General features: G+C 63.4%; 24 protein-coding genes and 1 tRNA gene. 10 read left to right on the top strand and 15 right to left on the bottom strand.

Going from position 1 to position 24593, the window contains the following annotated elements; all coding sequences use genetic code 11:
• Positions 1–116 precede the first annotated feature (116 nt).
• Entirely contained in the window at positions 117–836 is a 720-nt protein-coding gene (locus SFU85_09950; GenBank protein MDX6767102.1) for a sugar transferase, read from the top strand.
• Here SFU85_09950 and SFU85_09945 read toward each other — a convergent pair.
• The 9 genes from SFU85_09945 to SFU85_09905 form a co-directional block, all read right to left on the bottom strand.
• Complete coding sequence (locus SFU85_09945) at positions 833–1867, bottom strand: glycosyltransferase family 4 protein (protein ID MDX6767101.1); 1035 nt, start codon at positions 1865–1867, stop codon at positions 833–835. The two genes, SFU85_09950 and SFU85_09945, sit on opposite strands and share 4 nt — an antisense overlap.
• A complete protein-coding gene (locus tag SFU85_09940) occupies positions 1864–2589 on the bottom strand; it encodes an FkbM family methyltransferase (protein MDX6767100.1) in 726 nt (241 codons plus the stop codon). Before SFU85_09940 ends, SFU85_09945 begins: the two co-directional genes overlap by 4 nt.
• 27 nt (positions 2590–2616) lie before the next feature.
• Entirely contained in the window at positions 2617–3357 is a 741-nt protein-coding gene (locus tag SFU85_09935) for a hypothetical protein (protein ID MDX6767099.1), read from the bottom strand.
• Positions 3354–4691: a hypothetical protein gene (locus SFU85_09930; GenBank protein ID MDX6767098.1), complete on the bottom strand. Its 1338-nt coding sequence runs from the start codon at positions 4689–4691 to the stop codon at positions 3354–3356. Before SFU85_09930 ends, SFU85_09935 begins: the two co-directional genes overlap by 4 nt.
• On the bottom strand, positions 4649–5926 hold the full coding sequence (locus tag SFU85_09925; GenBank protein MDX6767097.1) for a hypothetical protein: 1278 nt from the start codon (positions 5924–5926) through the stop codon (positions 4649–4651). The genes SFU85_09930 and SFU85_09925 overlap by 43 nt, the downstream gene beginning before the upstream one ends.
• Positions 5923–7164 carry a WcaI family glycosyltransferase gene (locus SFU85_09920; protein MDX6767096.1) on the bottom strand — a complete coding sequence of 414 codons (1242 nt, stop codon included), beginning with the start codon at positions 7162–7164 and terminating at the stop codon, positions 5923–5925. The genes SFU85_09925 and SFU85_09920 overlap by 4 nt, the downstream gene beginning before the upstream one ends.
• A gap of 62 nt (positions 7165–7226) precedes the next feature.
• Complete coding sequence (locus SFU85_09915; GenBank protein MDX6767095.1) at positions 7227–8006, bottom strand: metallophosphoesterase family protein; 780 nt, start codon at positions 8004–8006, stop codon at positions 7227–7229.
• A 3-nt stretch (positions 8007–8009) separates the two neighbouring features.
• A complete protein-coding gene (locus tag SFU85_09910) occupies positions 8010–9410 on the bottom strand; it encodes an O-antigen ligase family protein (GenBank protein ID MDX6767094.1) in 1401 nt (466 codons plus the stop codon).
• Complete coding sequence (locus SFU85_09905; GenBank protein ID MDX6767093.1) at positions 9407–10069, bottom strand: hypothetical protein; 663 nt, start codon at positions 10067–10069, stop codon at positions 9407–9409. The genes SFU85_09910 and SFU85_09905 overlap by 4 nt, the downstream gene beginning before the upstream one ends.
• Before the next feature lie 209 nt (positions 10070–10278).
• Here SFU85_09905 and SFU85_09900 point away from each other — a divergent pair, with 209 nt between their 5' ends.
• A complete protein-coding gene (locus tag SFU85_09900; GenBank protein MDX6767092.1) occupies positions 10279–10671 on the top strand; it encodes a hypothetical protein in 393 nt (130 codons plus the stop codon).
• 84 nt (positions 10672–10755) lie between these two features.
• On the opposite strand, the gene SFU85_09895 is transcribed toward SFU85_09900, so the two are convergent.
• From SFU85_09895 to SFU85_09885, 3 genes are all read right to left on the bottom strand, one after another.
• Positions 10756–11670: a flagellar motor protein MotB gene (locus tag SFU85_09895; protein ID MDX6767091.1), complete on the bottom strand. Its 915-nt coding sequence runs from the start codon at positions 11668–11670 to the stop codon at positions 10756–10758.
• Positions 11671–11690: 20 nt separating this feature from the next.
• Positions 11691–12554: a flagellar motor stator protein MotA gene (motA, locus tag SFU85_09890; protein ID MDX6767090.1), complete on the bottom strand. Its 864-nt coding sequence runs from the start codon at positions 12552–12554 to the stop codon at positions 11691–11693.
• Positions 12555–12766: 212 nt separating this feature from the next.
• Positions 12767–12841: transfer RNA gene (locus tag SFU85_09885), tRNA-Gly, on the bottom strand.
• Between the two features lie 131 nt (positions 12842–12972).
• Here SFU85_09885 and SFU85_09880 point away from each other — a divergent pair.
• From SFU85_09880 to SFU85_09870, 3 genes are read left to right on the top strand one after another with little or no spacing between them, the layout of a single operon-like run.
• A complete protein-coding gene (locus tag SFU85_09880; GenBank protein ID MDX6767089.1) occupies positions 12973–13917 on the top strand; it encodes a co-chaperone YbbN in 945 nt (314 codons plus the stop codon).
• A gap of 10 nt (positions 13918–13927) precedes the next feature.
• The gene (locus tag SFU85_09875) at positions 13928–14593 is read left to right on the top strand and encodes an LON peptidase substrate-binding domain-containing protein (protein ID MDX6767088.1); all 666 of its coding nucleotides are present in this window, start codon (positions 13928–13930) and stop codon (positions 14591–14593) included.
• Positions 14590–14841 (top strand): Trm112 family protein, encoded by a 252-nt coding sequence (locus SFU85_09870; GenBank protein ID MDX6767087.1) that lies wholly within the window; start codon positions 14590–14592, stop codon positions 14839–14841. Before SFU85_09875 ends, SFU85_09870 begins: the two co-directional genes overlap by 4 nt.
• A gap of 190 nt (positions 14842–15031) precedes the next feature.
• On the opposite strand, the gene SFU85_09865 is transcribed toward SFU85_09870, so the two are convergent.
• Positions 15032–16252 (bottom strand): FAD-dependent monooxygenase, encoded by a 1221-nt coding sequence (locus tag SFU85_09865; protein MDX6767086.1) that lies wholly within the window; start codon positions 16250–16252, stop codon positions 15032–15034.
• Between the two features lie 305 nt (positions 16253–16557).
• On the opposite strand from SFU85_09865, the gene SFU85_09860 reads away from it, so the two are divergent.
• From SFU85_09860 to SFU85_09840, 5 genes are all read left to right on the top strand, one after another.
• A complete protein-coding gene (locus SFU85_09860) occupies positions 16558–16896 on the top strand; it encodes a P-II family nitrogen regulator (protein MDX6767085.1) in 339 nt (112 codons plus the stop codon).
• A gap of 26 nt (positions 16897–16922) precedes the next feature.
• Positions 16923–18374, top strand: a complete 1452-nt coding sequence (locus SFU85_09855) for an ammonium transporter (GenBank protein MDX6767084.1) — start codon at positions 16923–16925, stop codon at positions 18372–18374.
• 69 nt (positions 18375–18443) lie between these two features.
• Positions 18444–18782: a P-II family nitrogen regulator gene (locus SFU85_09850; protein MDX6767083.1), complete on the top strand. Its 339-nt coding sequence runs from the start codon at positions 18444–18446 to the stop codon at positions 18780–18782.
• A gap of 156 nt (positions 18783–18938) precedes the next feature.
• Entirely contained in the window at positions 18939–20756 is a 1818-nt protein-coding gene (locus SFU85_09845; protein MDX6767082.1) for an ABC transporter ATP-binding protein, read from the top strand.
• Between the two features lie 8 nt (positions 20757–20764).
• A complete protein-coding gene (locus SFU85_09840; GenBank protein MDX6767081.1) occupies positions 20765–21103 on the top strand; it encodes a P-II family nitrogen regulator in 339 nt (112 codons plus the stop codon).
• A gap of 9 nt (positions 21104–21112) precedes the next feature.
• On the opposite strand, the gene SFU85_09835 is transcribed toward SFU85_09840, so the two are convergent.
• Together SFU85_09835 and SFU85_09830 are read right to left on the bottom strand one after the other, a co-directional pair.
• On the bottom strand, positions 21113–23386 hold the full coding sequence (locus tag SFU85_09835) for an SUMF1/EgtB/PvdO family nonheme iron enzyme (protein ID MDX6767080.1): 2274 nt from the start codon (positions 23384–23386) through the stop codon (positions 21113–21115).
• A gap of 117 nt (positions 23387–23503) precedes the next feature.
• Positions 23504–24526 (bottom strand): glutamine synthetase beta-grasp domain-containing protein, encoded by a 1023-nt coding sequence (locus SFU85_09830; GenBank protein MDX6767079.1) that lies wholly within the window; start codon positions 24524–24526, stop codon positions 23504–23506.
• Positions 24527–24593 lie beyond the last annotated feature (67 nt).

The following is a 24593-nucleotide window of genomic DNA, read 5'->3' as shown; positions in this document are numbered from 1 at the left end:
GCCGATCTTAACGGAAATCGGGAAAGTCTTACCGCCATGGCCCTGAAAAGGGCCGAGGACTGGCGAGTGATCTGGCCGCGTTTTGGCCGGCTCGCCACGGAGAGACCGACCTGTCGATGTTGTATGACGCCGAGGGCCTCCAGCATGTAGCCGACCCGGCCGCCCTCGGGGCGCCGGCCGCTGCTGCCTGGGACGAGCCCCGCGCCATTGCCGCAGCTGCCCCACGCCGGAGGTTCGGGCTGCGCCTGCAGCTCGCCCTCAAGCGTGGCGTGGATATCGGCGCTTCGCTCGGGCTGATCGTCCTGTTTGCCCCGCTGCTGCTGCTGATTGCCGCCGCCATCCTCATCATCGACCGCATGCCGGTGCTCTATCTGCAGCGCCGCTACGGCCGCAACGCCGTGCCGTTCACGATTCTGAAGTTCCGCACCATGACGGTGGCCGAAACCGGCCGCGCCTTCACCCAGGCAGTGCCAGGCGACGCCCGCGTCACCCGGCTCGGCGCCTTCCTCCGCCGCACCAGCCTCGACGAACTCCCCCAGCTCCTCAACGTCCTCGTCGGCCACATGTCCCTGGTCGGCCCGCGCCCGCACGCCTTGGTGATGGAAGAAGAAATCTTCGCCAAATACCCCTGGGCCAGACGGCGCTTGGACATGCGCCCGGGCATGACGGGCCTGGCGCAGGTGCGCGGCCTGCGCGGGCCGACGCGGCGGCGTGACGACGCGCTGCGGCGGGTCGAGGCGGATGTGGAATTTGTCGCGGGCTGGGACTTCAGCCGAGACATCGTCGTCCTCCTCTCCACTCCCGCCGCCTGGATCTTCGGCCGCAACGCCAGCTAGTCCGCCATCAACCTGACGACGCCGTCCAGCTGGCGACGATAAGCACCCAAAAGTTCCAGGTAACGGTCTCGCGGCCGCAACTGGGGCCACTCCTGCGATAGCCAGGACACGGCCTCCGCAACGAAATCTTCTTCGATCGCGACAGTGACACCCCCCGTCGTCCCGAGATCCTCGGCGATACAGCCGCGAGCAAAGGCGATACAAGGCACGCCTGCCGCCACGGCCTCGAGCAGGACGAGGGGAGAAGCCTCGTTGCGATAGCGGGTGGGAAAGAGAAAGTGGCTGATGTCGGCAAAGAAACGCCGCTTGGCCGCGCCGCTGACCGGGCCTCGATAGTCCAGCGCGTCGCCCAGCTGTTGCCGGCCGTGATCAATGGCCGAGCGCGCAGCGTCGTCCCCATCGGGGCCCGCAATCACCAGGCGAACCGGTCGTCCCTTGGACTGCAGGGCAATCGCCGTTTCGACCACTTCGGCGATGCCCTTTTCGGCCGAAAGGTTGCTCAGGTGCCCCAGCACCAGCCCCGATTTGGACTTTGGCAGCTCCATGAGGGCGGGGTCGATCAGGCCGGCATTGCCCAGGACTGCCGTACGCCCGACCTCCGGCGTGGACGAGGCGAGGTCCGACGCCATGGCCTGCCCCAGCACGAGGTGAACCGCCTGGGGTCCGGCGGCGCGCGCCAGCACCACCATGCGCGACCGGCGCTCCCCCACATAGTCGTACGAGTGGTGGTGGAGGATCAGCGGCCGGCCGAGCAGGCGGGCACATCCTGCCAACAGTGTCGTCAGCCACATGCCACCGCCGGAATTGACCGAGATATAGACCGGGCCGGCGTGGCGGGCAGCCTCGATGATGGCCGCCAGATGACTGGCAAGCTTGTGCACCGCCTTGGCGACGCCGCGCCGCGCTCCCTCCGAAATGTCGATGGTGCGGAGCTCCACGCCTTCGGCAAGGAGAGCATCACGGAGCGCAACGGTCGCCAGAGCCTTGCCATGCACCGGCGGCGGGAACGGGCCGGCGAAGATCGCCATCATCCTCGTCCTCGACGGGCATTCTCGAAAAGAAAATCGGCCTGGGTCGGCCCGAAAGCCCGGGTCGCCGAAAGGTTCTGTACGCCGCGAAGCACGAAACCGGCCTTCGTCAGCTGCGCAATGATGTCACCGGCAAGCGGCTGGTTGGCGTAGAGCGGCACGAAGGAGAGTTCGACATAGACAAAATCGATGCTCGGCAGAAGCCCCGCGGCGCCATCGATCACCATGGCCTCGGCGCCCTGTACGTCGATCTTGAGAAGTGATGTTCCCACCAGATCCTCGGCGCTGATGACGGCATCGAGGCGCTGCTGCTCGACCTCGATGGCCTGTTGGGGCTTGAGCCCATAGGCCTCCCGCGCTGCGGACCCCAGGGCCAGAAGCGACGAACTGTCCGGCCGGTCGGTGACATGGAGGGTCACCCGGCCCTGCGTGGCCGCCAGCGCCAGGGGCAGCAGCCTGACGCGGGTATCGCCGTCGAAGTTGCGCCGGAACATCGCAGCCTCCGACGGCAAGGGTTCGAAGGCTATGACCTTGACGTTAGGCACCGCCAGTTGCGCCGCCAGCGTGAACTGGCCCTTGTTGGCTCCGACGTCGATGAGCGTATCGGGACGAACCCACTGCAGCAGCGGGAGGTGCTCAACGGCAGCCGCCGTCCGTGTCTTGCCCAGCGCAGCCCATGATCCTGGCCGCCCGGCGAGCTGCAGCAGTTTTTTCAGCCGGCCCATCTGTGATCCATGGCGGTGCAGCACTGGCTAGACAATCGCACCCGAACTCTCCAGCATCCGGCGGTAGCTAGCCTCGGCCCGACGTCGAAGCTGATCCAGTTTCGGGTGTTCGAATGCGGCCCGGACCCGCTGCTTTTCCCGCTCCCGCGACGTCCGGAACGCGTCATCGCGATCGGGCGAATAGGGTTCCCCCTCATCGGTGACCGTCCCGCGCTCACGGCTTAACTGGTTGAGCAGCGCGAAAGCAGCTTTCTCGTTTTCCTTTGAGTGCTCGAAGATCTCGAACTGCGTACCGAATGTCGCGTTCAGCGCCACCATGACCTGACCGAAATCGCGGGTCACGGTTTCGAACCGCGCCAGCAGGTACTTACTCCGGATCGGCAGGATGGCCTCATGGAACACGATGTATTCCTTGAGGCATTTCGCCGGCGTGAACAAGGCTGGATGGTGCATCATCAGCGACCGGGCCGCATCGAGCGGCTCGCGAATGAGCAGCAGTGTGGGCACGTTCCACTTTGCGGCGGCCAGCACCTGAGCGGCGGCATGAGTGTGGTGAGCAAGTCCGACCGGTTCAGGTTGCGCGAGACGAAAGGCCGCCTCGGCGAAAGAATTGCCGGAGCGAGGATAGCCCTCGATGAGCAGCTCTGTATCTTCGTGGACGACACCGATGGCCGACGTGAACAGCTGCCGCAGCGGCAGGTAGATCGCAGGCGAGGTCGACACGCGCGCCCTGATGATCCGCCGCAGCTGCGCCCAACGTACGCTCATCGTGCACCCAGATGCATGGGGGCAGCTCGGGGCGAATCCTCCGCAGCTCGCGTCGCTGGACGCCTCAGTTTGGACAGGAGCCAGGAGAGCAGCCAGACTGCCACGAACACCCGGAAGATGGTGCGAACCGAGTAGGTGAACTGCAACTGGAGTCCGAGGAGCAGCACGATGTTGAGCACCATTGCGATGATCGGCTGCCGTCGTGACAGAAGCAGCTTGATCGATGCCCTGACGGCCGCCATGCACACAGCGGCATAAATGACCACATAGAGCAGGCCGAACTGCAGAGCCTCGTCGATTGCACCGCGTGGGACGTAGAAATGGATGCGACGCTCTCCCGACACCTGGATCGAAGAGAAACCATCAAGGAAACTCGGTAGGACGGAGAGCGACAGCAGCTTGTAGGACTCGTCGTAGTCGATCGTGGCGCGGAAATGCTCCGATAGCACGAAGACGCCTTCGAAAAGATTGCCAATGGAGGCTCGTAAGGTGGAAACGAGGTTATCGAACTCAAGCATGCTGGGAAGTGTGGCGAGCCCATACTGACCCTCTCCACGGCCGTCGAGCGCGACAACGAGACTTAGAAGGGCCAGAAATGCCGCTGTTCCCGTGCTGACCACCCGACGGAGGCCACTAGTTGAGAAGAACACAACGATGGTGACGGCGACGGCATAGACGAATGCATAGCGCGAGTAACTGGCAAGCTCGTAGACGAAGTGCCAAGCAAAGAGCGGCATGGTCACCACCATCATGCCGAACCGTCGGCGCGCTATGGCGAAGCCAAAGAGAACAGCGCAGACCAGGCCGGATATCTTGCCGATGGAATGCATCAAGCCGGCCAATCCACCAGGGCTGGTCAGAACGCCCGGGCCGCCGAGCAGCAGGTAGCTGCTGTTGGACATGACGTAGTCCCACCGCAGGTACGGGAGCACAATCAGGGTGCGCAGCCATAAGAGGAACAGAATGGCGTAAGCTAGACGCTCGACCGTTGCACCCTGTGGCATGACCGTCAGCATGGCCCGGTTTGCGTCGGCCCTGAGGCCGAGAGTGGCCAGGAAAGTCAGCACAAAAATGACGAACAGCGAGAGATGAACTTCCTCGGCGAATTGCTGGTAAGCGTAAGTCGTCCAGGTGAAGAGGAACGGATAGTTTATGAGATCCAGATTGGCGCCGATCAGCACCAGATGGCCCAGTATCAGGTAGGCGAAAAAGGCCGTGGGAACCGGAAGGATGCCAATGCGCCTGACGCTGAGCGCCAGCAGCACCAGCTCCATCGCGATGTAGAGCCAACTCACGGCTTTGCCCCGGTTGGTTTGCTCGCCAGCAGCCACCATAGCAGCGCGAAAGTCAGGAGGTGCGACAGACCCTCGGCCAGCACGAGGCCGGTCAACCCCCAGGTGGACGTGGCCCAGTAACTTAGCGGGACGGCGGCGAGAACGCCGGCAATCGAAGGCCAAGCCGTGCGGGCATACTGGCCGGACGCGAGGTGTGCGAAAGACAGGGTTGCCACGATGGTGGCCGTGATCACGAGGGGCAGCACCAGCAGCACCGCCGTGGACGCGCCCTTTAGCCCATCAATGACCTGCGCGACGATGAGGAACCCAAAACCGGTGGCGAATGCCGCCGCGACGGCGACAACGAGGCTACCCCTTTGCATCCGGTACGCATCGGCAACCGACAGGCGCCCTGTGGCCTGGTGAGCGGCGGTAAGGGACGGAAACTCATCCCTTCTCGCGAAATGAATGAATTGCTGCAATCCGCTGGCAATCTGCTTGGCGTAGAAATAGAGCGCCGTCTGCGCCGGCCCAAGGACCGCCGCAGCGATGGCGATTTGGAAGCGGACGAAGACCTGCCCCGGCGTTGTGTAAAGCAGCATCAGGAACCCCGATGACGCAGCGGACCGCAGTGAATGTGCCGACGGCCGTCTAAAGCGCAGGTGAACACCGCTCGTTCGGAGTGCAACGTACTGCGCCACGACAGCAGTCACCACGCCGAGACTGAGAAAGAACCCCAGCAGGAACCCTGCTTCGCGATCCGGCAGGTCGCCGCTTAGCATAACCCCGACCGCCGAGAACAGGTATATCGAAATCGACGACATCCCGGCCATGCCACTCCGGCGGAGGCCGTCGAGCACGCCAGAGAAATTGAAGGACCACACAACGGGGCCGAGCCAGCCTGCCCAGGCGTAGCCCGTGACAAATTCGCCACCCGCCACGCTCACGTAGAGGAGAGCGGCAAGGCAGATGGCACCCGCGAGCAGTACTCGCACGACTGTGGTAGCCGAGTATGCGGACGAGAGGCTTTCGGGGAAGTCCTCGCGCGAGCGGGCAAGGGCCGTTTCCCGCGACAGCGTGGTAATCGACCCAGCGTCAACCGCGATCAGGAAAAGCGTTACGAAGTTGAAGGCCAAGCCAAAGTCGGCCAGGCGCGTCAGCCGTCCGTCGGCGACGAGGTAGGTATTGGCGAGAAACAGCGCGCCCTGCCCGGCCCCTAGCCCGATGCAGAGCATCAGGAAATTGGCCGCCCGCCCGAACGGCGATACGTCTGATGCGGCCTGCGGCCCCGTCAAGATTTACCCCCGCGGGACGGAGAACAGTAGCGGGCGAGGTCCGACGCAAAGGCTCCGACAATCGCCCCACGAGATAAGCTGCTCTCCGCGCGCAGCCGCGCGTTCCGTCCGAGTTGGGCGCGGAGCGGCTCGTCATCCACAAGCCTCTCGATCGCGTCTGCGAAGGTTCGGCCGTTTTCTGGTTCGGTGATAAATCCGCAGTCCTTGACGGCTCGCTCCAGGCCGGTACCAGTGCCGGCGGTCGCAACGACGGGTCGACCCGATGCCAGCATGTTCCCCAGCTTGGACGGCAAGACCAGATCGGCGGCTGAAGCCAACTGTGGCAGCAGGTGGACGGTCGCCAGACCCAGCAGGTCCGCGAGACGATCTCGCGGCTGCAAATCCCTGAACAGGACGTTATCGAGGTCGCTTGCCTGCTGCTCGAGCTTGCTGCGATTGGGACCCTGCCCACAAATGACGAATATCAAGTCGGAACGTGCAGCGAGGCGGCGTGCGGCCTCGATGACAATTTCGATTCCCTGCTTGTTGGCGATATTCCCGGCATACAGCGCAACGTGAGGACGTTTGATTTCCCACTCGGCGCGATAACGGGACTCGCCCGCAATTGGCCTGATCTCGTCCACATCGGCCCAGTTGCGGAGCTCCGAGACCCTGTCCACCGGCACACCCTTCGCAGCTATCCGCGAACACATCTGCTCGGAGATGGAACTGACGCGCCCGAAAAGCCTGAGCACCCATCGCTCGAAGGCGTGCGCGAAACGCCCACCCGCCCCTGGTCCCACCAGGCCAGTCGCCAGAGCGGCATCTACCTCGAGATCTTGCACATGCAGCCAGGATTTGGCACCAGCCACCAGTGCGGCAAGAGCCCCAATGGGAGCAGCGATCAGCGAAGGGGCTACAACAAGTACGAGCTGCGGCCGCGACCGTAGCGCGCACCACAACGATGGGAACAGACTGGTCAGCGCAAAGCTCGCATGATGGAGGATGCGACGAGGGCCACTGGGCTTTGCTGGCACGTAGTGCGGACAGCGTATGACCTTCACGCCTTTCTCCATCCTGGAGGAATACCACCACCTGGAATACCCGCTCCACGAGCGCCAGTCTGGGTAGTAGGGACGGCCGGCGATTACCTCGATGCGGTTGCCTGGGCCGGTTAGCGCCTCGGCGAGGCCGGACGTATAGACGGCAATCCCGATCGCCTCGGGCGCGTAGTTGAGGCCAATAATCAGTATCCTCAATCGAGCCCCAACATGCTGATTCGGCGGCTCGATGGTCGCACCGACCCCCGAGCCACGCAACATCACACCACCCACGCCCCGTCCCCGTCCACCCTGAGCCCCGTGAGCCGGCCGCTGGCGAAGCAGCCCGTGTCCAGCCCGATCCGATAAGCCGACAGGAACGGCTCGTCGGCGGGGGTGTGGCCGTGGACGATGACGGCGCCGAAATCGTGGTCGGTGTCGAGGAAATCACCGCGGATCCAGAGGAGATCGTTGTCGCGCTGGGCGGCGAGGGGGACGCCGGGGCGGAGGCCGGCATGGACGAAGATGTAGCCGGGCACGGTGAGCATGGTGGGCAGCTCGCGGAGGAAGGTGGCGTGCTCGTCCGGAATATAGGCGGCGAGCGTCTGCTGCTTGGCCGAGAGCCGCCCCGGGCCCGACAGCAGGGCGATCTGTGCAGCGCCCAGCCCGTACGAGGCCAGCGTCGACTCGACGCCCCAGCCGAGCCAGGTTTCGAGCCCGGCGCCATCGAGCGCCCCCAGCATGGCGGCCTCGTGGTTGCCGCGCAGGCAGATGCGCTTGAAGCCCTTGGGCGGCGGGGCCAGCAGGTGGTCGATGACCTGCGCCGAATGCGGCCCGCGATCGACATAGTCGCCCAGCATCACCAGCCACTTTTCGCCCGGCTCGCTGGCGGCGTCGGCAACGATGCGGGCTTCGAGCGCCTTGAGCTCGGTGAGGCAGCCATGCACGTCGCCGATGGCGTAGAGCAGCGGCGGCCGCTGCGCGGCATGGAGGCGCGGTGCGGCGGGGCCGGGATCCTTGCCGGCGATGAGCCCACTGAGCCAGGCCTTGAGCGCGTTCATCGCCTAGGCCTCCGCGTCGTCGGCGCGAATATCGGGGCGGCTGGCGACCCCGATGGCGAGAATGGCAAGGAAGAGAAAGACATTGGCCTGCATTTCGAGGCTGAAATCGACGATCGAGTGCAGCGCCACAACCACCGTGACGCAGAAGGCCGCGGCCGGCGCCGTCCAGTCGCCGCGGCGCGCCAGGTAGAAGCGCAGCGCCAGGGCGGCAAAGCCTGCGACAACCAGAATGGGGAGCGAGCCGAAAACGAGGCCGAGTTCGGCCCAGAGGCTGAGATAGGTCGAATGCGCCTTGTCCCAGACGAGATCCGGGCTGACCGGCAACTGGTGAAACAGCGGATAGGCGACCTCGAACGTGCCGCCCCCGTAGCCGAGCCACGGTCGCGCCGCGATCATGCCGAAGACCTGCATGTAGAGATCGCCGCGTACATTGGCATCGTTTTCGAGTGAACCCAGCCGGTCGAACGTGCTGGCGCCATAAAGCAGCAGCAGGGCGATGCCGGCCACAACCGGAATGGCGGCGAGCAGCAGGCGGCCGCGCCTGCCCTTGGCGGCGTCACCCTTGCCGGCGGCGAGCAGTGCCGCAAGGCCGGTGCCCACGAGGCCGGCGAGAAGCCCCATGCGCGACCCTGTCGCGAGGAGCGTCGCAAAGATCATCGCGGTAGCAGCCAGATAAATCGGCGCCATGCCGGCATGCGCCCGGCCAGACCGAAACTCGCGCAGCGCCAGCAGCACGCCGAGCACCACGCCCGAAGCAAGGAATGTGGCGAAGGAATTGCGATTGACGAAGGTACCCGTGGCAAAGCCCACATAGGACCATTTGGAAAAAAACAGCAGCGAGTCATCGAGGATGATCAGCGCCACGAGGCCATAAAGCGCATGCGCGGCGATGACCAGGAGCAGCGCCACGCCCACGTTGCGGGCCCGGCTGCGATTGGCCGCCACCTGCAGCATGAGGAGAAAGAAGAGCCCGTAGGTCGCGAGCTGCAGCAGCATGAGCAGCGTCGCGCCGGGCGCGAGGCTGAGCGCCGGACTGGCGACCACGTCGCCTGCCACGGTGACGAAGCTCGACGGCACCGGCAGCATCTGCAGGCCGAGATAGCCGAGTACGGCGAGCCAGGCCAGCGCCGGCAGCCACAGCTGGCGGAGCGGCACGCGCAGGTCTTCGCCACGCAGCCAGAGGGCCCCGAGATAAATGATGCCGCCGAAGCCGATCAGCCCTGCCCACATGGCCCAGAAGAAGGGCCGGTTGCTGGCCAGCGGGATCGGCGCGATCCCAACTGCTGCAACGAGGAACCAGGCGAGCACGGTGTTGAGCCGCCCGCTGCGCCGCGAGTGATGCTCGCTGGGGCCTGCGGCGGCCATGTGCCGTTCGATGGTGATGCCCTGCGGCAGGCTGCTCATGAGGCCCCCGCGGCATAGCGCACATTGGCGACGAAGCGCGCCTGGTCGGCTTCCGGCATGGTTTCGACGATCGCGGTGATCCGCTCGCGGAACGCCGGCTCCTTGATATAGCGGCTCGAAATGCTGGCAATGCCGCGCTGGCTGCCAACGAGGAGCCGCAGATCGGCGAGGTGGCGCTGGGCCACCTCCGGGGTGATCGAGCCGATATTGTCTTCGACCAGCGCAGCGCGCAGCTCCGCCACCCATTGCTCCGTCGGCCCGGTCATCTGCGAAAAGAGGATGCGGCGGTTAAACCCGCCGGCGTCGCCGAGGAGGGCAGCGGCCCGCGCGCCGACATAATAGGCGTATGAATAGCTCGGCACGTCGCGGGCGATGGCATCGGCCTCGCTGCGGCAATGCTCGAACACGGCCTGCCGGTCTGTTGCCGCCTGCATGCGCCCATAGAGTCCGCCGATCGCCTCCACGCAGGCATCGAGCACCAGCCGCTTGCCGAGCAGCGAAGGCGCTGCATGATAGCTCTGCGATTGCAGGGCAGCGAAACGGTCGGCCGGGCCAAAGCCACCGGCGGAGAATGCGTCCAGTTCCTGGTATGCGGTCACTGCGCCGGCCGCGGTCAGCATGGCCGCGCCGGTCAGCACCGCAATCAGACCCAGCTTCATGCCGCCTCTCGGATCCGTACCTGCCCGCCGCCATGCAAATCACCGGCCGGACGGGTGATTCGACTTGTGCCGCACGTCTGGCGCTGGCGCAAGCGAGGGCGCCGAAAACGGTCGCTCACGGGTATTTCCGAATGAAAAGTAAAGTTTAGGTAAGAGCTATGACCGCATACTGCCCGCCAAAGGTCCCAAGGAGATTCGCAATGCGGACAATGATGGCCGTTGCAGCGCTCACCGTTGCGCTCACCGGATTTGCTGCTCTGCCGGCAGCCGCCCAGACCGCCGATGCCAGCGCCGTGCTGGCCGCCTGCAGCGGTCCCAATGTCGACGTCAACAGCTGCAATGCCGCCGTTGCGCTCTATGTGCAGGCCGCCAAGGCCCTGCCGCCCAATCAGGCCGATGCGCTGCTCGCCAACCTCGTGGTGGTGCTGGCGAGCTCGACCGCCGGCGTCAGCAACCCGGTGATCGCTCAGGCGATCCAGAACGTTGCGGTCCAGTTCAACGACACCAGCCGCGCCAACACCGCGGTCCTGATCGCGCAGGCCGTGGAAGTCGGCGATCCGCTCGACGAACAGGTCGTCCAGACCCTCGCCAGCCCGACCTGATCGGCAGCAGAGCGCAGAAATCGAAAGCCCCGGCAGCGATGCCGGGGCTTTTTGTTGTCCGTGACGGCATGCGCGTCCCGAGCCTTACGGCTTCATGCCCGCCGGCACTGGCGGCGCCTGGTAAAGCACCACGATCTTGATGCGTTCGTTGGCGGCCAGGTATGGGTCGTTCGGGAAGAACGGCTCAGCCGTTGCCTTGCCGGTCACCGCGTCGATCCGGTCATCTCGCAGCCCGAATTCGGAGAGGATGGCGCGCGTGACATTGGCGCGGTCGCTCGAGAGCTCCCAGGCGCCATAGCGCGGATTGTCATAACGGCTGCCGGCCGCCGTATGCCCCGAGATCGAGATCTGGTTGGGCAGTTGCTGCAGCACCGGAGCGATGGCGGCGATGGCCTTGCGGGTCGCCTCGAACGGATATTTCGACCCTTCGGGGAACATCGGCCGCCCCTCCTGGTCGATGAGCTGGATGTTGAGCCCTTCCTTGGTCTCCTCGATCACCAGGTTATCGGCGATCTCAGTGATGTCGGGCATGGCCTGCCAGGCCTGGCGGATGCTGGCCGCGGCGCTGTGGAACACCTGGTCTTCGCTGGACGAGAGATTGGTGCGCGAGGATTCGCTGGCATCCATCTCGGTACCGGCCTGGCCGGCACGGCCGCCGATCGCGGCTTCCTCTTCGCCGGTCTGGTTGTCCGGCGAGGCGGTGACCGCCTTGGCGACGTCGCTCGATGAACCGGCCATCTTCTCGCCGGTCGAATCGAGCGCCGTACCGCCCATCACGCCGCCGGCACCGCTGGTCGAGGGGCTGATGCTGGGCGGGGCGAAATAATCGGCAAGGCCCTGCTTCTGTTCGGGCGTGGTCATCGAGATGAGCCAGAGCAGCAGGAAGAAGGCCATCATGGCGGTCACGAAGTCCGCGTAGGCAATCTTCCAGGCGCCGCCATGATGGGCATGGCCGGCCTTCTTGATCTTCTTGATGATGAACGGCTGGTCGTTGCGCATCGGCCTCTATCCCGCCCGGCTTAGGTGAGGGCGGGGAGGTTGGCGGTCGCTTCATCCACCTCGGCAAAGGTCGGCCGCACTTCGCTCATCAGCGCCTTGCGGGCGAACTCAATGGCAATGGCCGGAGCGTAGCCGGACATGTGGGCAAGAAGGCCAACCTTGATCGAGAGAAAGTACTTGGACTCGTTTTCGAAGATGTTCTTGAGCGACTGGGCCATCGGTCCGAAGAACCCATAGGCCACGAACACGCCGAAGAACGTACCCACCAGCGCGCCGCCGATCAGGTGTCCGAGCACTTCGGGCGGCTCGGAAATGGCGCCCATGGTCTTGATCACGCCGAGCACGGCAGCCACGATACCGAGCGCCGGGGTACCGTCGGCCAGCGACTGGATCGCCGCCACGAGGCGCTCCTGCTCCTGGTGGTGAGTTTCCAGTTCCTCGTCCATGAGCGCTTCCATCTCGTGCACCACATTGGTGCCGAGTGTGACCATGCGCAGGTAGTCGCAGAGGAACTCCACCGCGTGGTGGTTCTTGGCAAAGGTCGGGAAGCGCTGGAAGATCGACGAGCCTTCCGGATTTTCGATGTGCGGCTCGAGCGCCAGCAAGCCCTTGGCCTGCACCAGCTTGAACAGGCTGAACTGCAGCCCGAGCAGTTCCACATAGGCGGCCTTGTTGTAGCGCGGTCCGCGGAACAGCGTGCCGAACACGCCGAGCGTCTGCTTGAGCACCGGCCCGGTATTGCCGATGACGAAAGCGCCGATGGCGGCACCCAGAATGATGACGAATTCAAAGGGCTGGAACAGCACATAGAGCTTGCCGCCCATCGCGGCGTAACCGCCGAGAACAGAGCCGATAACCGTCAAAATACCGATAATGAGGCGCATGCGGCTCGAAACTCACGCTGAAAAAATCGCCCCGGACCGAAGCCCTGAAACGCCCTGCATTCTCAGCGGTTTTGATTAACGGCGAGTGTATTCGGGGGTATCGGCGCGGGCCAAACTGTCGTGGCCGCAGCACTTTGCGCTGCGACCGATCGTTTCGCAGCGCAAACAAAAAGGCGCCCGAAGGCGCCTTTGTTTCCCTGGGTCGGGAAGTTTGGAGCGGGCGAAGGGATTCGAACCCTCGACCCTAACCTTGGCAAGGTTATGCTCTACCCCTGAGCTACACCCGCACTCCATCGTCAACTCACGATGACTTGGCACCGCGTCGACGGGCGCCTATATGCCTAATCGAAAGCGGCTTTGCAACCCTAAGTTTTGACGGTTTTGCGAAGCCCCAAATCCAGGTGAGGATCGGACCGGAATGGATATCAATCTGGCGAGTGGCAGCCCGGCGGCAGCTGCCCCCGTTGCAGCGCTGATCAAGGAGTCGACGGATCGTGCCTTCAAGGCCGACGTCATCGATGCCTCGCTCGAGGCGCCGGTGCTCGTTGATTTCTGGGCACCCTGGTGCGGCCCGTGCCGCCAGCTGACCCCCAACCTCGAAAAGGTCATCAACGAGAAGAACGGCAAGATCCGCCTCGTGAAGATCAATATCGACGAGAACCCTGCCATTGCCGGCCAGCTCGGCATCCAGTCGATTCCGGCCGTGTTCGCGTTTGCGGGCGGCCGCCCGGTCGATGCCTTCATGGGCGCCGTGCCCGAGAGCGAAGTGCGCCGCTTTGCCGACAAGGTCATCGCTTCGGCCGGTCCCGGCCAGCCCAAGGCGGGCTCGATCGAAGAGCAGATCAGGACTGCGCTCGACGCCGCCAAGCAAGCCGCCACCATGGGCGACCTCAACCAGGCCGCGCAGATTTTTGGCATGGTGCTGCAGAACCAGCCCGAAAACGTCGAGGCTCTCCTCGGCATGACCAAGATCTTCCTTGAGGTCGGCGATACCGAACAGGCGCAGGCGACCCTCGACATGGTGCCCGAAGCCGAGCGCAAGGGCGAAGCCTATGCGTCCGCCACCTCGGCGCTGAAACTGCTGCTCGAAGCCGGCGACCTGTCGGAAGCCGATGAGCTGGAAGCCAAACTCGCCGCCAATCCCGACGACCACCAGACCTGCTTCGATCTCGCCGTGGTGCGCAATGCCGAAGGCAAGCGCGTCGAAGCCGCCGAAGCGCTGGTGGCGCTGATGAAGCGCGACCGCACCTGGAACGAGGACGGCGCCCGCAAGAAGCTGCTCGAGCTCTTCGAGGCCTGGGGCCCCAAGGATCCCGCAACCATAAAGGGACGCCGACTCCTCTCGGCCGTGCTTTTCTCGTAAGATAGACAGAATGCTCAAGCGCCCCGCCTCACCCGCTGAACTGCCCGAGATGGTGCCGGTCTTCCCGCTGTCGGGCGCTTTGCTGCTGCCCTTCGCGCATCGGCCGCTCAACATCTTCGAGCCGCGCTATGTCGACATGGTCGACCATGCGCTGTCGGGCAACCGGCTGATCGGGCTGATCCAGCCCGAGGACACCAGCGAGGAAAGCCCGCGGGGACAGGCCCCGCTGCAAAAGATCGGCTGCCTCGGCCGCCTCACCCACTTCGAAGAGAATGGCGAAGGCCGCTATTTCATCATTCTCGAAGGCCTCAGCCGCTTCGAGGTGCTGCAAGAGGTCACGATGCGGACGCCCTACCGGCAGTTCCGCATTTCGGCCGAACGCTTCGCGCTCGATTTCGACCGCCTGCATGGCGAGGAGGCCGTGGACCGCACGCGCTTCCTCAAGATGATGAAGGACTATGCCGAGTTCGCCAATTTCGAGCTCAACTGGGACGAGATCAAGAAGACCGGCACGGCCGACCTCGTGAACTTCTGCTGCATGGTCTCGCCCTACGGGGCCGCCGAAAAGCAGGTGCTGCTCGAAGCCGGCACGCTCGAAGCCCGTGCCGAAACGCTGATCGCACTGGCCGAATTCGAGATGGCCAAGGGCGGCAAGGCCGCCGCGCCGCTCAATTGAGCGAGTTCGGTTCGCGCCCGCCGGCGGTGAACCCGCGCTATGTGGTCGACCCGCGCACCCTCGAAATGCTGGTCTGCCCGCTGACCAAGACGCGGCTCACCTTGTCGGCCGATAGCACCGAACTGATCTCGGTCGCCGCCCACCTTGCCTTCCCCATCCGCGACGGCGTCCCCATGCTGAGCCTCGATGAGGCTCGCGAATTCGACCCTGACGACATGGTTGAAAAGCGCCGGCTGGGGATCGGGTAGCGGAGCGGGCGGCGGCCCCTCAGTCAGGTCTCCCTCCCCCGCAAGGGGAGGGGACAGGGGTGGGGGGTGATGGGCCAGTGACGTTGGGGATGGTCCGGATATCTCGGGCACATTCCCGGGCTCTCCTTCCCCCCACCCTGACCCTCCCCCGAAAGGGGGGAGGAGACACCCAAGCCGGCGCCTAGCGGCCTTAAATCGCCAACCCGCTCAACAGCCGCGGCCCGCCGCGATCGATGCCGGCCGCCTGCGAAATCAGTGCGCCTTTGACCGCCGGCATCCGATCCACCACGCCGAGCCCGAAATCGCGCAGTGCCCGCACGGGAGCGACGTCGTTGGAAAAGAGCCGATTCATGCCGTCGGTGACGAAGGCCATCACCGAGGTGTCGAGCCGGCGCCAGCGCTGGTAGCGCTCGAGCCGGTCGGCGGCGCCGTGGTCGAGCCCCATGCGCATGGCTTCGACCACCACTTCGGCCAGCGCCGCCACGTCCTTCAAACCCAGATTGAGCCCCTGCCCGGCAATTGGGTGAACAACGTGTGCAGCGTCGCCGATGAGCGCCAGCCGCGGCCCGATGAAGGATTTGGCCAGTTTCAGCCCGAGCGGAAAGGCCTGCGGCCGCTCTTCGACGGTGACGGCGCCCAGCGTCGAACCCATCACGGCCTCGATCTCGGCGGCAATCACCTCGAGTGGCAGCTCCTTTATGCGTGCCGCTTCGGCGGTGGTTTCGGTCCAGACCAGCGACGAGCGCGTGCCTTTGCCGGCCGCATCGAGCAGCGGCAGGCTGGCGAACGGACCATTGGGGCGGAAATGCTCATAGGCCACGCCCTCATGGTCGAGTTCGTGCCGGATGGTGGTGACGATGCCCGACTGGCGGTAGTCGTGGGTAAAAACCTCGATCCCCGCCATGCTGCGGAGCGTCGAATTGGCGCCGTCCGACGCTACGATCAGCGGCGCCGAAATCGTCCGGCCGTCCTTGAGGCTGAGTTTCCCCGGCGCGAGGCCGGTGATCTCCACCGGCGTCAGAAAGCTCACCTTGCCCTCGACCGCCTTCAGCAAGGCCGCCTGCATGGCGGTGTTGGGAACCAGATGCGCAAAGGGTTCGCCCGGTGCCACATCGCCATCGAAGGTCAAAAACAGCGGCCGGGAAATGTCGCCACGGCCCGAATCGGTGAGCTTCATGGCTTTGACCGGCGAGGCTGCCGGCGCCATGGCATCCCAGACACCGAGCGACTCGAACACCCGCCGGACGCCTGCCGCGATGGCGAAAGCGCGCTGGTCGTTCGGCACGGTGAACGGCCGCCGGTCGAGCAGCGCCACCCTCACGCCGTCGAGGAACCGGGTGAGCGCCAGCGCCATGGCGAGTCCGGCCGGGCCACCGCCCACGATGACGACATCGAATTTCTCGTCCTGCATCGGCTCACCTGAAGGTCGGGCGCTAAGCGCTTCTGTCGACTCAATTTCGGCTCTCTGCCCCCGGCCTGCAAGCGCTGTGCTGCCGCAGGGCCAAGTTGCCTAAAAGAGCATCATTCAGAGTTAGGCTGCACACGAATTGTGCATCATCCCCAGCATCTGGCGCGTCTTTGGGCGCTGCATATCGCCTAGCATATCGAAATCTCTAACAGAATCATAACGTTGACGACCGTGGCGAAACTTTGGCACGCCGCTTGAGTCTGTTTGGACCATTGGAGACCGTCCAACAGCTATCGAAAGGGGCATCCATGAAACTGGTGGTGGCAATCATCAAACCGTCGCGCCTTGAAGAGGTCCGACAGGCCCTCAACTCGCTCGACGTCCACGGCATGACCGTGACCGAAGTGAAAGGTTACGGCCGCCAGAAGGGGCACTCGGAAATCTATCGCGGCACCGAATATGCCGTGCACTTCCTGCCCAAGCTCAAGATCGAGATCGCCGTGGACGACGCCCAGTCGGACGCCATCGTCTCGGCCATCCGCGAGAGCGCGCAGACCGGTCGCATCGGCGACGGCAAGATCTTCGTCCTCGATCTCCTGGCAGTGACGCGCATCCGCACCGGTGAAACCGGCGCGGCCGCGCTCTGATGCCGCTTTCTCTTGGGGAAACCACAATGACAGCACTTAAGACGTCAAAAATCCTTGGAGCGGTGGCCCTCGCCTCGCTCGCACTGGCTCTGCCAGCCTTTGCCCAGGATGCCGCGGCTCCCGCCGCCGATGCGGCCGCTGCCGCCACCGAAGCCGTTGCCGAAGTGGCCGCCGCCACCGTCGACAAGGGTGACACCACCTGGATGCTCATCTCGACGATCCTCGTGATCGCCATGACCATTCCGGGCCTCGCCCTGTTCTACGGCGGTCTCGTCCGCGCCAAGAACATGCTCTCGGTCCTGATGCAGGTCCTCGCCGGCTTCTCGATGATTGCCCTGCTCTGGGTGATCTACGGCTACTCGCTGGCCTTCAACGGCCCGACCGAAGGCGGCCTTTCGGCCTTTATCGGTGATTTCAGCAAGCTCTTCCTCTCGGGTGTCACGCCCTCGACCACGTCCGCCACCTTCTCGGCCGGCGTCGAGATCCCCGAGCTGACCTTCGTGATCTTCCAGCTGACCTTCGCAGCCATCACCCCCGCCCTCATCATCGGCGCCATTGCCGAGCGCATGAAGTTCGCCGCCGTGCTGACCTTTGTCGGCTTCTGGATGTTCCTGGTTTACTTCCCCCTGGCCCACATGGTGTGGGGTTTTGACGGCCTCATGAACGGCGTCTGGAACAGCGCGGCCGCTATTCCCGCGATTGACTTTGCCGGTGGCACCGTGGTTCACATGTCCTCCGGATGGAGCGCCCTGGTCCTGGCCATCATGCTCGGCAAACGCAAAGGCCATGGCACTGAAAAAATGGCCCCCCACTCCATGGTTTTGTGCATGGTCGGCACGGGTATGCTCTGGGTCGGCTGGTATGGCTTCAATGCCGGTTCCGCGCTGGCCGCTGATGGCATCGCCTCCCAGGCCTTCATGACCACCACCCTCGCGGCCGCCGTGGGCGGATTCGTTTGGGCACTGGCTGAATCCTTCCACAAGGGCAAGGCCTCGGTCCTCGGCTTCTGCTCCGGCATCGTCGCCGGTCTGGTTGTCATCACCCCGGCTTGCGGCTTTGTCACCGCCAAGGGAGCCATGATCATCGGCGTGCTCGCCGGATTGGTCCCCTATGCCGCCGTGGTCTTCCTCAAGCCCATCCTCAAAGTCGATGACGCCCTCGACACCTTCGGCGTCCACGGCGTCGGTGGAACCCTCGGGGCCATCCTCACCGGCCTGCTGGCCACCAAGGATGTCAACGCCAACCTCGTGAGCGAGGTCTACGCCGTTCCGAACGGCCTGGCCAAACTGGTCACCGAAGGCGGCCTCGTGGTCGCCCAGCTCAAGGCCTGCGGCCTCACCATCATCCTCTCGGTCGTGGCCACGGTCATCATCGGCTTGCTGATCAAATTCACCATCGGTCTCCGCCCGAGCGAAGAAGTTGAAGCCTCCGGCCTCGACATCAACGAACACGGCGAAGAGGGCTACGTCGCCAACTGAACCATGTTTCCGGAAAGCGGGGGGCCTCTCCCCCCGCACCCCCGGAAGCCCAACCAAGGAATTTATCCAATGAAAAAAATCGAAGCAGTCATCAAACCCTTCAAACTTGAAGAAGTGAAGGAAGCCCTCACAGAAATCGGCGTCGAAGGCCTCACGGTCTCCGAAGTCAAGGGTTTCGGCCGCCAGAAAGGCCACACCGAAATCTACCGCGGTTCCGAATACACCGTCGACTTCCTCCCCAAGGTGAAGATCGAAATCGTCCTCGGTGATGCCCTCATCGACAAGGCGGTTGAAACCATCGTCAAGGCCGCCAAAACCGGCAAGATCGGCGATGGCAAGATCTTCATCCTCCCGGTTGAAGAAGCCGTCCGCATCCGCACGGAAGAAAAGGGCGAGAAGGCCGTCTAACTTCCCAGACCGTTCTCTGCCGCAGGAGATTCCGGACTAGCCGGAATCTCCTGCTTCTTTTTACACTTGATCCGGTGATCGATAGATCCCATCGTGTCCCGACTTGATGCTTGCTGTGCATCCTTCCTGCCAACGGTTGGGGGCCCCGGACCCCAGATGAATCCTCCCGTTGAAAAAAAACCGCCGCCCGCCCTGTGGCGCGTGCTTTCTCTGGCACTGGACGATCCGAAGGTGCTGGCCAAGATGGCGCTGTTCCAAACTTTCCAGGCGCTTTCTTATATTCCCTTCACCGCTGGGGTGGGTTGGTTTGTGGATCACGTTTTGCTGGCGGGAAAATCCTGGCATTGGATCGCGGCATATTTTATCGCCAATATTTTGTGGTGGCCCGTTCATGCCTGGTTTACCGTCAAGGCCTTTGCCTGCTCCCAGGTCATTCTGCGCCAAATCATCGCCAAAATGCGGCGCCTTACCGTCGACCACCTGCAGCGCATGTCCATGAGTTTTTTCACCCGGCACGGTGCCGGGGCCTTGTCGAACAAGGTCACGGTGGATCTTGCGCGTCTGGAGGGGTTTCTTTCCGCGACCTGCAACCGCATCTGGGTGGAAACAGTCATCAGTATTGGGACCTTTTTTTACCTGTCCTGGTTGAACCCGCGGCTAACATTGCTGGCCGTCTCCCTGATCCCCGTCCAGATAATCATGGTCAGGCTGCTCCACCACCGCCTCAAATCCCTCAACCAGCGCGTGCAAATCGAGGGGGAAAACTTCTCCGAACGGATGGTGGAATTTATTGCCGGCATGCGGTTGACGAAGAGTTTCGGGAACGAGGAAATGATGTCGAGCCGGCTGGCCCAAACGATTGAGAACCTGCGTGCGGCCGGCTACGATGCCAGCCTGGCCATCCGTTGGATGTTGATGTGGCTGCAAATGGCCACCAGCATCATACCCGTCCTGGTCTGGTGCGCCGGGGGGTGGTTTTACCTTCAGGGCCAGGCAACCATGGGTGAGTTGGTCGCCTTCACCGCCCTGCTTAGCTTCCTCCAAAGCGGCATCAATGCTGTCATCGGTGCATTTGAACAATGGCTCCCGACCAAACCCGGCATGGAGGCCCTGTTCGAAATTCTAGATTCCAAGGAAGTGGAGGCGTTTCTCAAACCTCGGCGCCCGCTCCTCCTGCGCGGCGGCATTCATTTGGAATCGGTTACGTTTTGTTACCCCGGCAATAAACAACCTGCCCTGCATGGTATTGATCTGGTCATTCCCCCGGGCCAAACCGTCGGTCTGGTCGGGGAGACTGGTGCGGGAAAATCCACTTTTGTCGATTTGATCATGGGCTTCTATGTCCCCACATCCGGAAGAATTCTGTGGGACGGGTCCTCCCTTGAAGAAATCGGTTGTCTTCCGCTGAGAAGGGCTACCGCCATCCTGGGCCAGGAGGCCTTTCTGTGGAATGACTCCATTCGGGAGAACATCCGCTTCGGACGTTCCAATGCCACGGATGCGGAGGTCGAGGCCGCAGCCCGGCAGGCCCAGGCTGACGCCTTCATCCGCCGGTTGGAAAACGGCTACGATACCCGCTGTGGCGAGCGCGGAGGTCGACTGTCCGGTGGTCAAAGGCAACGCATCGCCCTGGCCCGTGTTTTCCTCCGCAATCCCGCGATTGTCATCCTCGACGAGCCCACCAGTGCCCTTGATGTGGAGACGGAAGCACGGTTGCAGGAGGACCTCCTTATCCTCTGCCACAACCGAACCACGCTGATTGTGGCCCACCGGCTGTCCACCCTGCGCTGGGTGGACCGGGTTCTGGTGTTCCGTGACGGAACCATCGTGGAGGACGGCAAATTGGGGAATCTGCTGGCGAATCAACAGGGCTACTTCCACCGGCTTCACGCCCTGCAGAGCCTCGGCACACTGGTGCCCGGCCAAACCGGCACCACTTCCTCCTTGTCTGACAACCCAAAACCGCTTTACTGAAAGTGCCTATGAAAAAAATCGAAGCCATCATCAAGCCTTTCAAGCTCGAAGACGTTAAAGAAGCCCTCAGCGAAACGGGCGTGGAAGGGTTGACCGTGACCGAGGTCAAGGGCTTCGGGCGCCAGAAAGGGCACACCGAAATTTACCGCGGCTCCGAATACACCGTCGACTTCCTTCCCAAGGTGAAGATCGAAGTGGTGGTGGATGACGCTTTGTTGGAAGCCGCCACGGCGGCCATCATCCGTTCGGCCAAAACAGGCAAGATCGGTGACGGAAAAATCTTCATCATCCCGATTGATGACGCGATCCGCATCCGCACGGAAGAGCGCGGCGCCAAGGCGATCTGACGATTCCCGTCAGGGTTCGTCGTAGAGCAAAACACAGCGGAAACCCCGGCTGTTGCTGCGCTCATTGAGCCCGGAGTAGTCCTGCGCGTCCAAAGCCAGGCTTTCCTTGAGCGAGCTGACCCACGAGCCTCCCCGGAGCACGCGAAGGTCGGCTTTTCCGGCGTAAAGATCCTGGCACCATTCGGCGACGTTGCCCCGGACATCGTATAGGCCGAAGGCATTCGGCATACCGGCTCCCACTTCTCTCGGGGAACGCGTCTGGGGATCGTTGAAGACAGAGACCGCATCGGCCAGCCCGGTGTTGGCGGCATAAGCCTCCCACTCCTTCTCGGTCGGCAGCCGGTATCGGAGGGTGGCCGGCAACTGGCCCGAGCGGGCCTCCGCGGTGGTCAAACGGCGGCAAAACTCCTGGGCGTCTTTCCAACTGACATTTTCCACCGGCTTGCGGGGTCCCTTGAACTGGCTGGGGTCCGCGCGCATGACCCGGAGAAAATCGTCCTGGGTGGTCTCATAGCGCGAGACCCAGCCCTGCAAAGGAGGCACCCAGACCATCTTCATGCCGATGGAATTGTCGTAGTCGGATCCAAAAGGGGGGCCGGGTGAGGGGGTAAGCGTCACGCTGAAGGTCGTCTCGCGCCCTTTCTGGATCTGGCCGCTGACTTCCGCGGTGTCATATCCCTTGAATCCGATGCGGAAAGTGACCGGGCCGGTGGGAAGACCCGTCAGGGCCAGTGGGGTGATCCCGATGGACTTGCCTCCGGAGTAGACCTTGGCCTTGTCTGGCTTGCTGGTGATCTGCACATTCCCCAACTGCCGCACCAGAACAACCGTGGGGGGTGCGCTTCGTTCTCCTTCGCGCACCTCCAGATCGAGATCGACCGGGTCGTAACCCTTGAGGCGGATCTGGGCCGTGGTCGCACCCACCGGAACGGCCGGAAACTCCGCCGGGCTTTTCAGGGTGGGGAGCGAACCGAGGGTGATTTCGGCCCCGGCCGGTTGCGTGGTGATTTGCACGGAACCCCGGGCCCGGGCCTTCCGGTCCGCTTCTTCGGCTTCCCGTTGGCGGGCAAGTTGTGCCGCCGCTTCGGCTTCGGCCTCACGGGCCTTGCGTGCCTCGGCCTCGGCCGCCAGGGCCTGCTCGGCTTCTTTTTTCAGCCGGGCTTCTTCTTCCTTCTTCAAGCGGGCTTCTTCCACCGCCCGCACCGCCGCCTCTTTGCGTGCCTTTTCGGCCGGCAGATAGGACTGTGTGTACCACCAGCCGACGCCGGCCACCGGCAGGCACACCGCCAAAACAATGATGGCGTTGATGAGAAAATCACGGGTCAACCAACGCCCGATGCCCGGGCCGCGTTTTCCTTTCACCTTGGTGGCACCTGGTTTGAAACCCAGCCGGAGGGCGACCCGTCGCATGCTTTCGGGCCGTTTGGCGGGATCTTTCTGCAGGCAGGCGGTGATGACTTCTTCCCATTCCGCCGGGATGGGCTTGCCCTGACGGCCCAGTTCCGTGCGCCTTTGGCCGGGTGACGGCGGAACCTTCTCCCTCACCTGCTGGCGGATATCCCCGAGGTAAAAGGGGGGATGGCCGGTCAGGAGGGCATACAAACAGGCTCCGAAGGCATAAACATCGTCAGCCACTCCGGGAACCTGTCCGGATAGTATCTGCGGACTGCGGTAGGCATCGGTGTCCTTCGCCCCCATGGTCTGCTGTTCCTTTTCCGCCCAGAGTGCCAGGGAGCGGTCGAGGAGAAAGTCGATGACCTTGACCCCCTTTTCCTCATCGATCAGGATATTCTGCAGCTTGAGGTCTCCATGGACCACCCCCACCGCCTCATGGGCGTAAATCAGGGCCTCGCAGCATTGGCCGACCCACGGCCGGATGCGGTCGACCTCAAAATAGCCCGCGGCCTGTTTGATCAAGCGGATGGATAGCGGTTCCCCTTCCACGTCTTCCGTGGCGACCGCCGTCCAGGTGTTGTCGTGGTGGACGTCGAACGTTTCCACGATGTGTCGGTGGCGGAGGGGAATCGTGCGCCGCACTTCGGCATGAATGCGGGCATCGGATGCCGGCTGCGCGGTCAGGGCCTTGGGCAATACCTTCAGCAGCACGGCACGGTGCCGGGTCCGGTCATAGGCCGACCAGAGTTCACAATACCCGGCGCTTCCCCGTGCTTCCTTGAGCTCGATATGGTCGACAAGCACCATGCCGGGCTGGAAGCCCGGGCCGATCTTGTTTCTCAGGGAGAGCCGCGGGACCGGCGACTCAGAGCCGGTGCTGTGATCCATTGCCCCACTCGATGCCCGAATTTCCGGGAAATGACAAGACAGGCCTTTTTGCGGACGATGAAAAAAAAGCGGCGTCCCGGTGGGGACGCCGCCCTGAATGCAGACTTGTGCGGATGTTTACTTGGTCGGAACTTCCGAGATCGTCTTGAGAATCCGGCTGGCGATGGCGTAGGGATCGCCCTGGGAATTCGGGCGGCGGTCTTCCAGATAGCCCTTGTAGCCGTTGTTGACGAAGCTGTGGGGCACCCGGATCGAAGATCCACGGTCGGCGATGCCGTAGGTGAATTTGTCGATGGATTGGGTTTCGTGGAGGCCGGTCAGGCGCAGGTGGTTGTCCGGTCCGTAAACCGCGACGTGCTCATCCATGTTCTTGGCAAACTGGGCCATGAGTTTCTCGAAGTATTCCTTGCCGCCGACTTCGCGCATGAATTTGGTCGAGAAGTTGGAGTGCATGCCGGAACCGTTCCAGTCGAGATCCTTGCCGAGGGGTTTGCAATGCCATTCGATGTCGATGCCGTATTTTTCGCAAAGACGGAGGAGGAGGTAACGGGCCATCCAGACTTGGTCGGCCGCGGTCTTGGAACCTTTGCCGAAGATCTGGAATTCCCACTGGCCTTTGGCCACTTCGGCGTTGATGCCTTCGTGGTTGATGCCGGCGTCCAGACAGAGGTCCAGGTGTTCCTCGACGATCTGGCGGGCGATGCTGCCGACGTTCTTGTAGCCAACGCCGGTGTAATAGGGACCTTGGGGGCCGGGGTAACCACCGGCCGGGAAGCCGAGGGGGGCGCCATCTTCATAGAGGAAGTATTCCTGCTCGAAACCGAACCAGGCATCGGGATCATCGAGAATGCCGGCGCGGGTGTTGGACGGGTGGGGGGTCTTGCCATCGGGCATCATGACTTCGCACATGACGAGCACGCCGTTCTTGCGGGTGGTGTCAGGGAAGACGGCCACGGGCTTGAGCATGCAGTCGGAGCTGCGGCCTTCGGCCTGGCGGGTCGAGCTTCCATCGAAGCCCCACATCGGGAGCTCTTCCAGTTTGGGGAAGCTGCTGAATTCTTTGATTTGGGTCTTGCTGCGCAAGTTGGCGACCGGCGTGTATCCGTCCAGCCAGACATATTCGAGTTTGTATTTGGCCATATTTCTTTGTTGGGTTGTTGGATTGTTTGGGACGGTGGCGTGTGCACACGCCCCCACCCGTTGGCGG

This window comes from Candidatus Methylacidiphilales bacterium (assembly GCA_033875315.1).
Taxonomy (GTDB): Bacteria; Verrucomicrobiota; Verrucomicrobiia; order Methylacidiphilales; family CAZTYG01; genus JANRJG01.
Note: the sequence above shows the minus strand (reverse complement) of the source record. Positions and strands in the feature narration are given on the sequence as shown.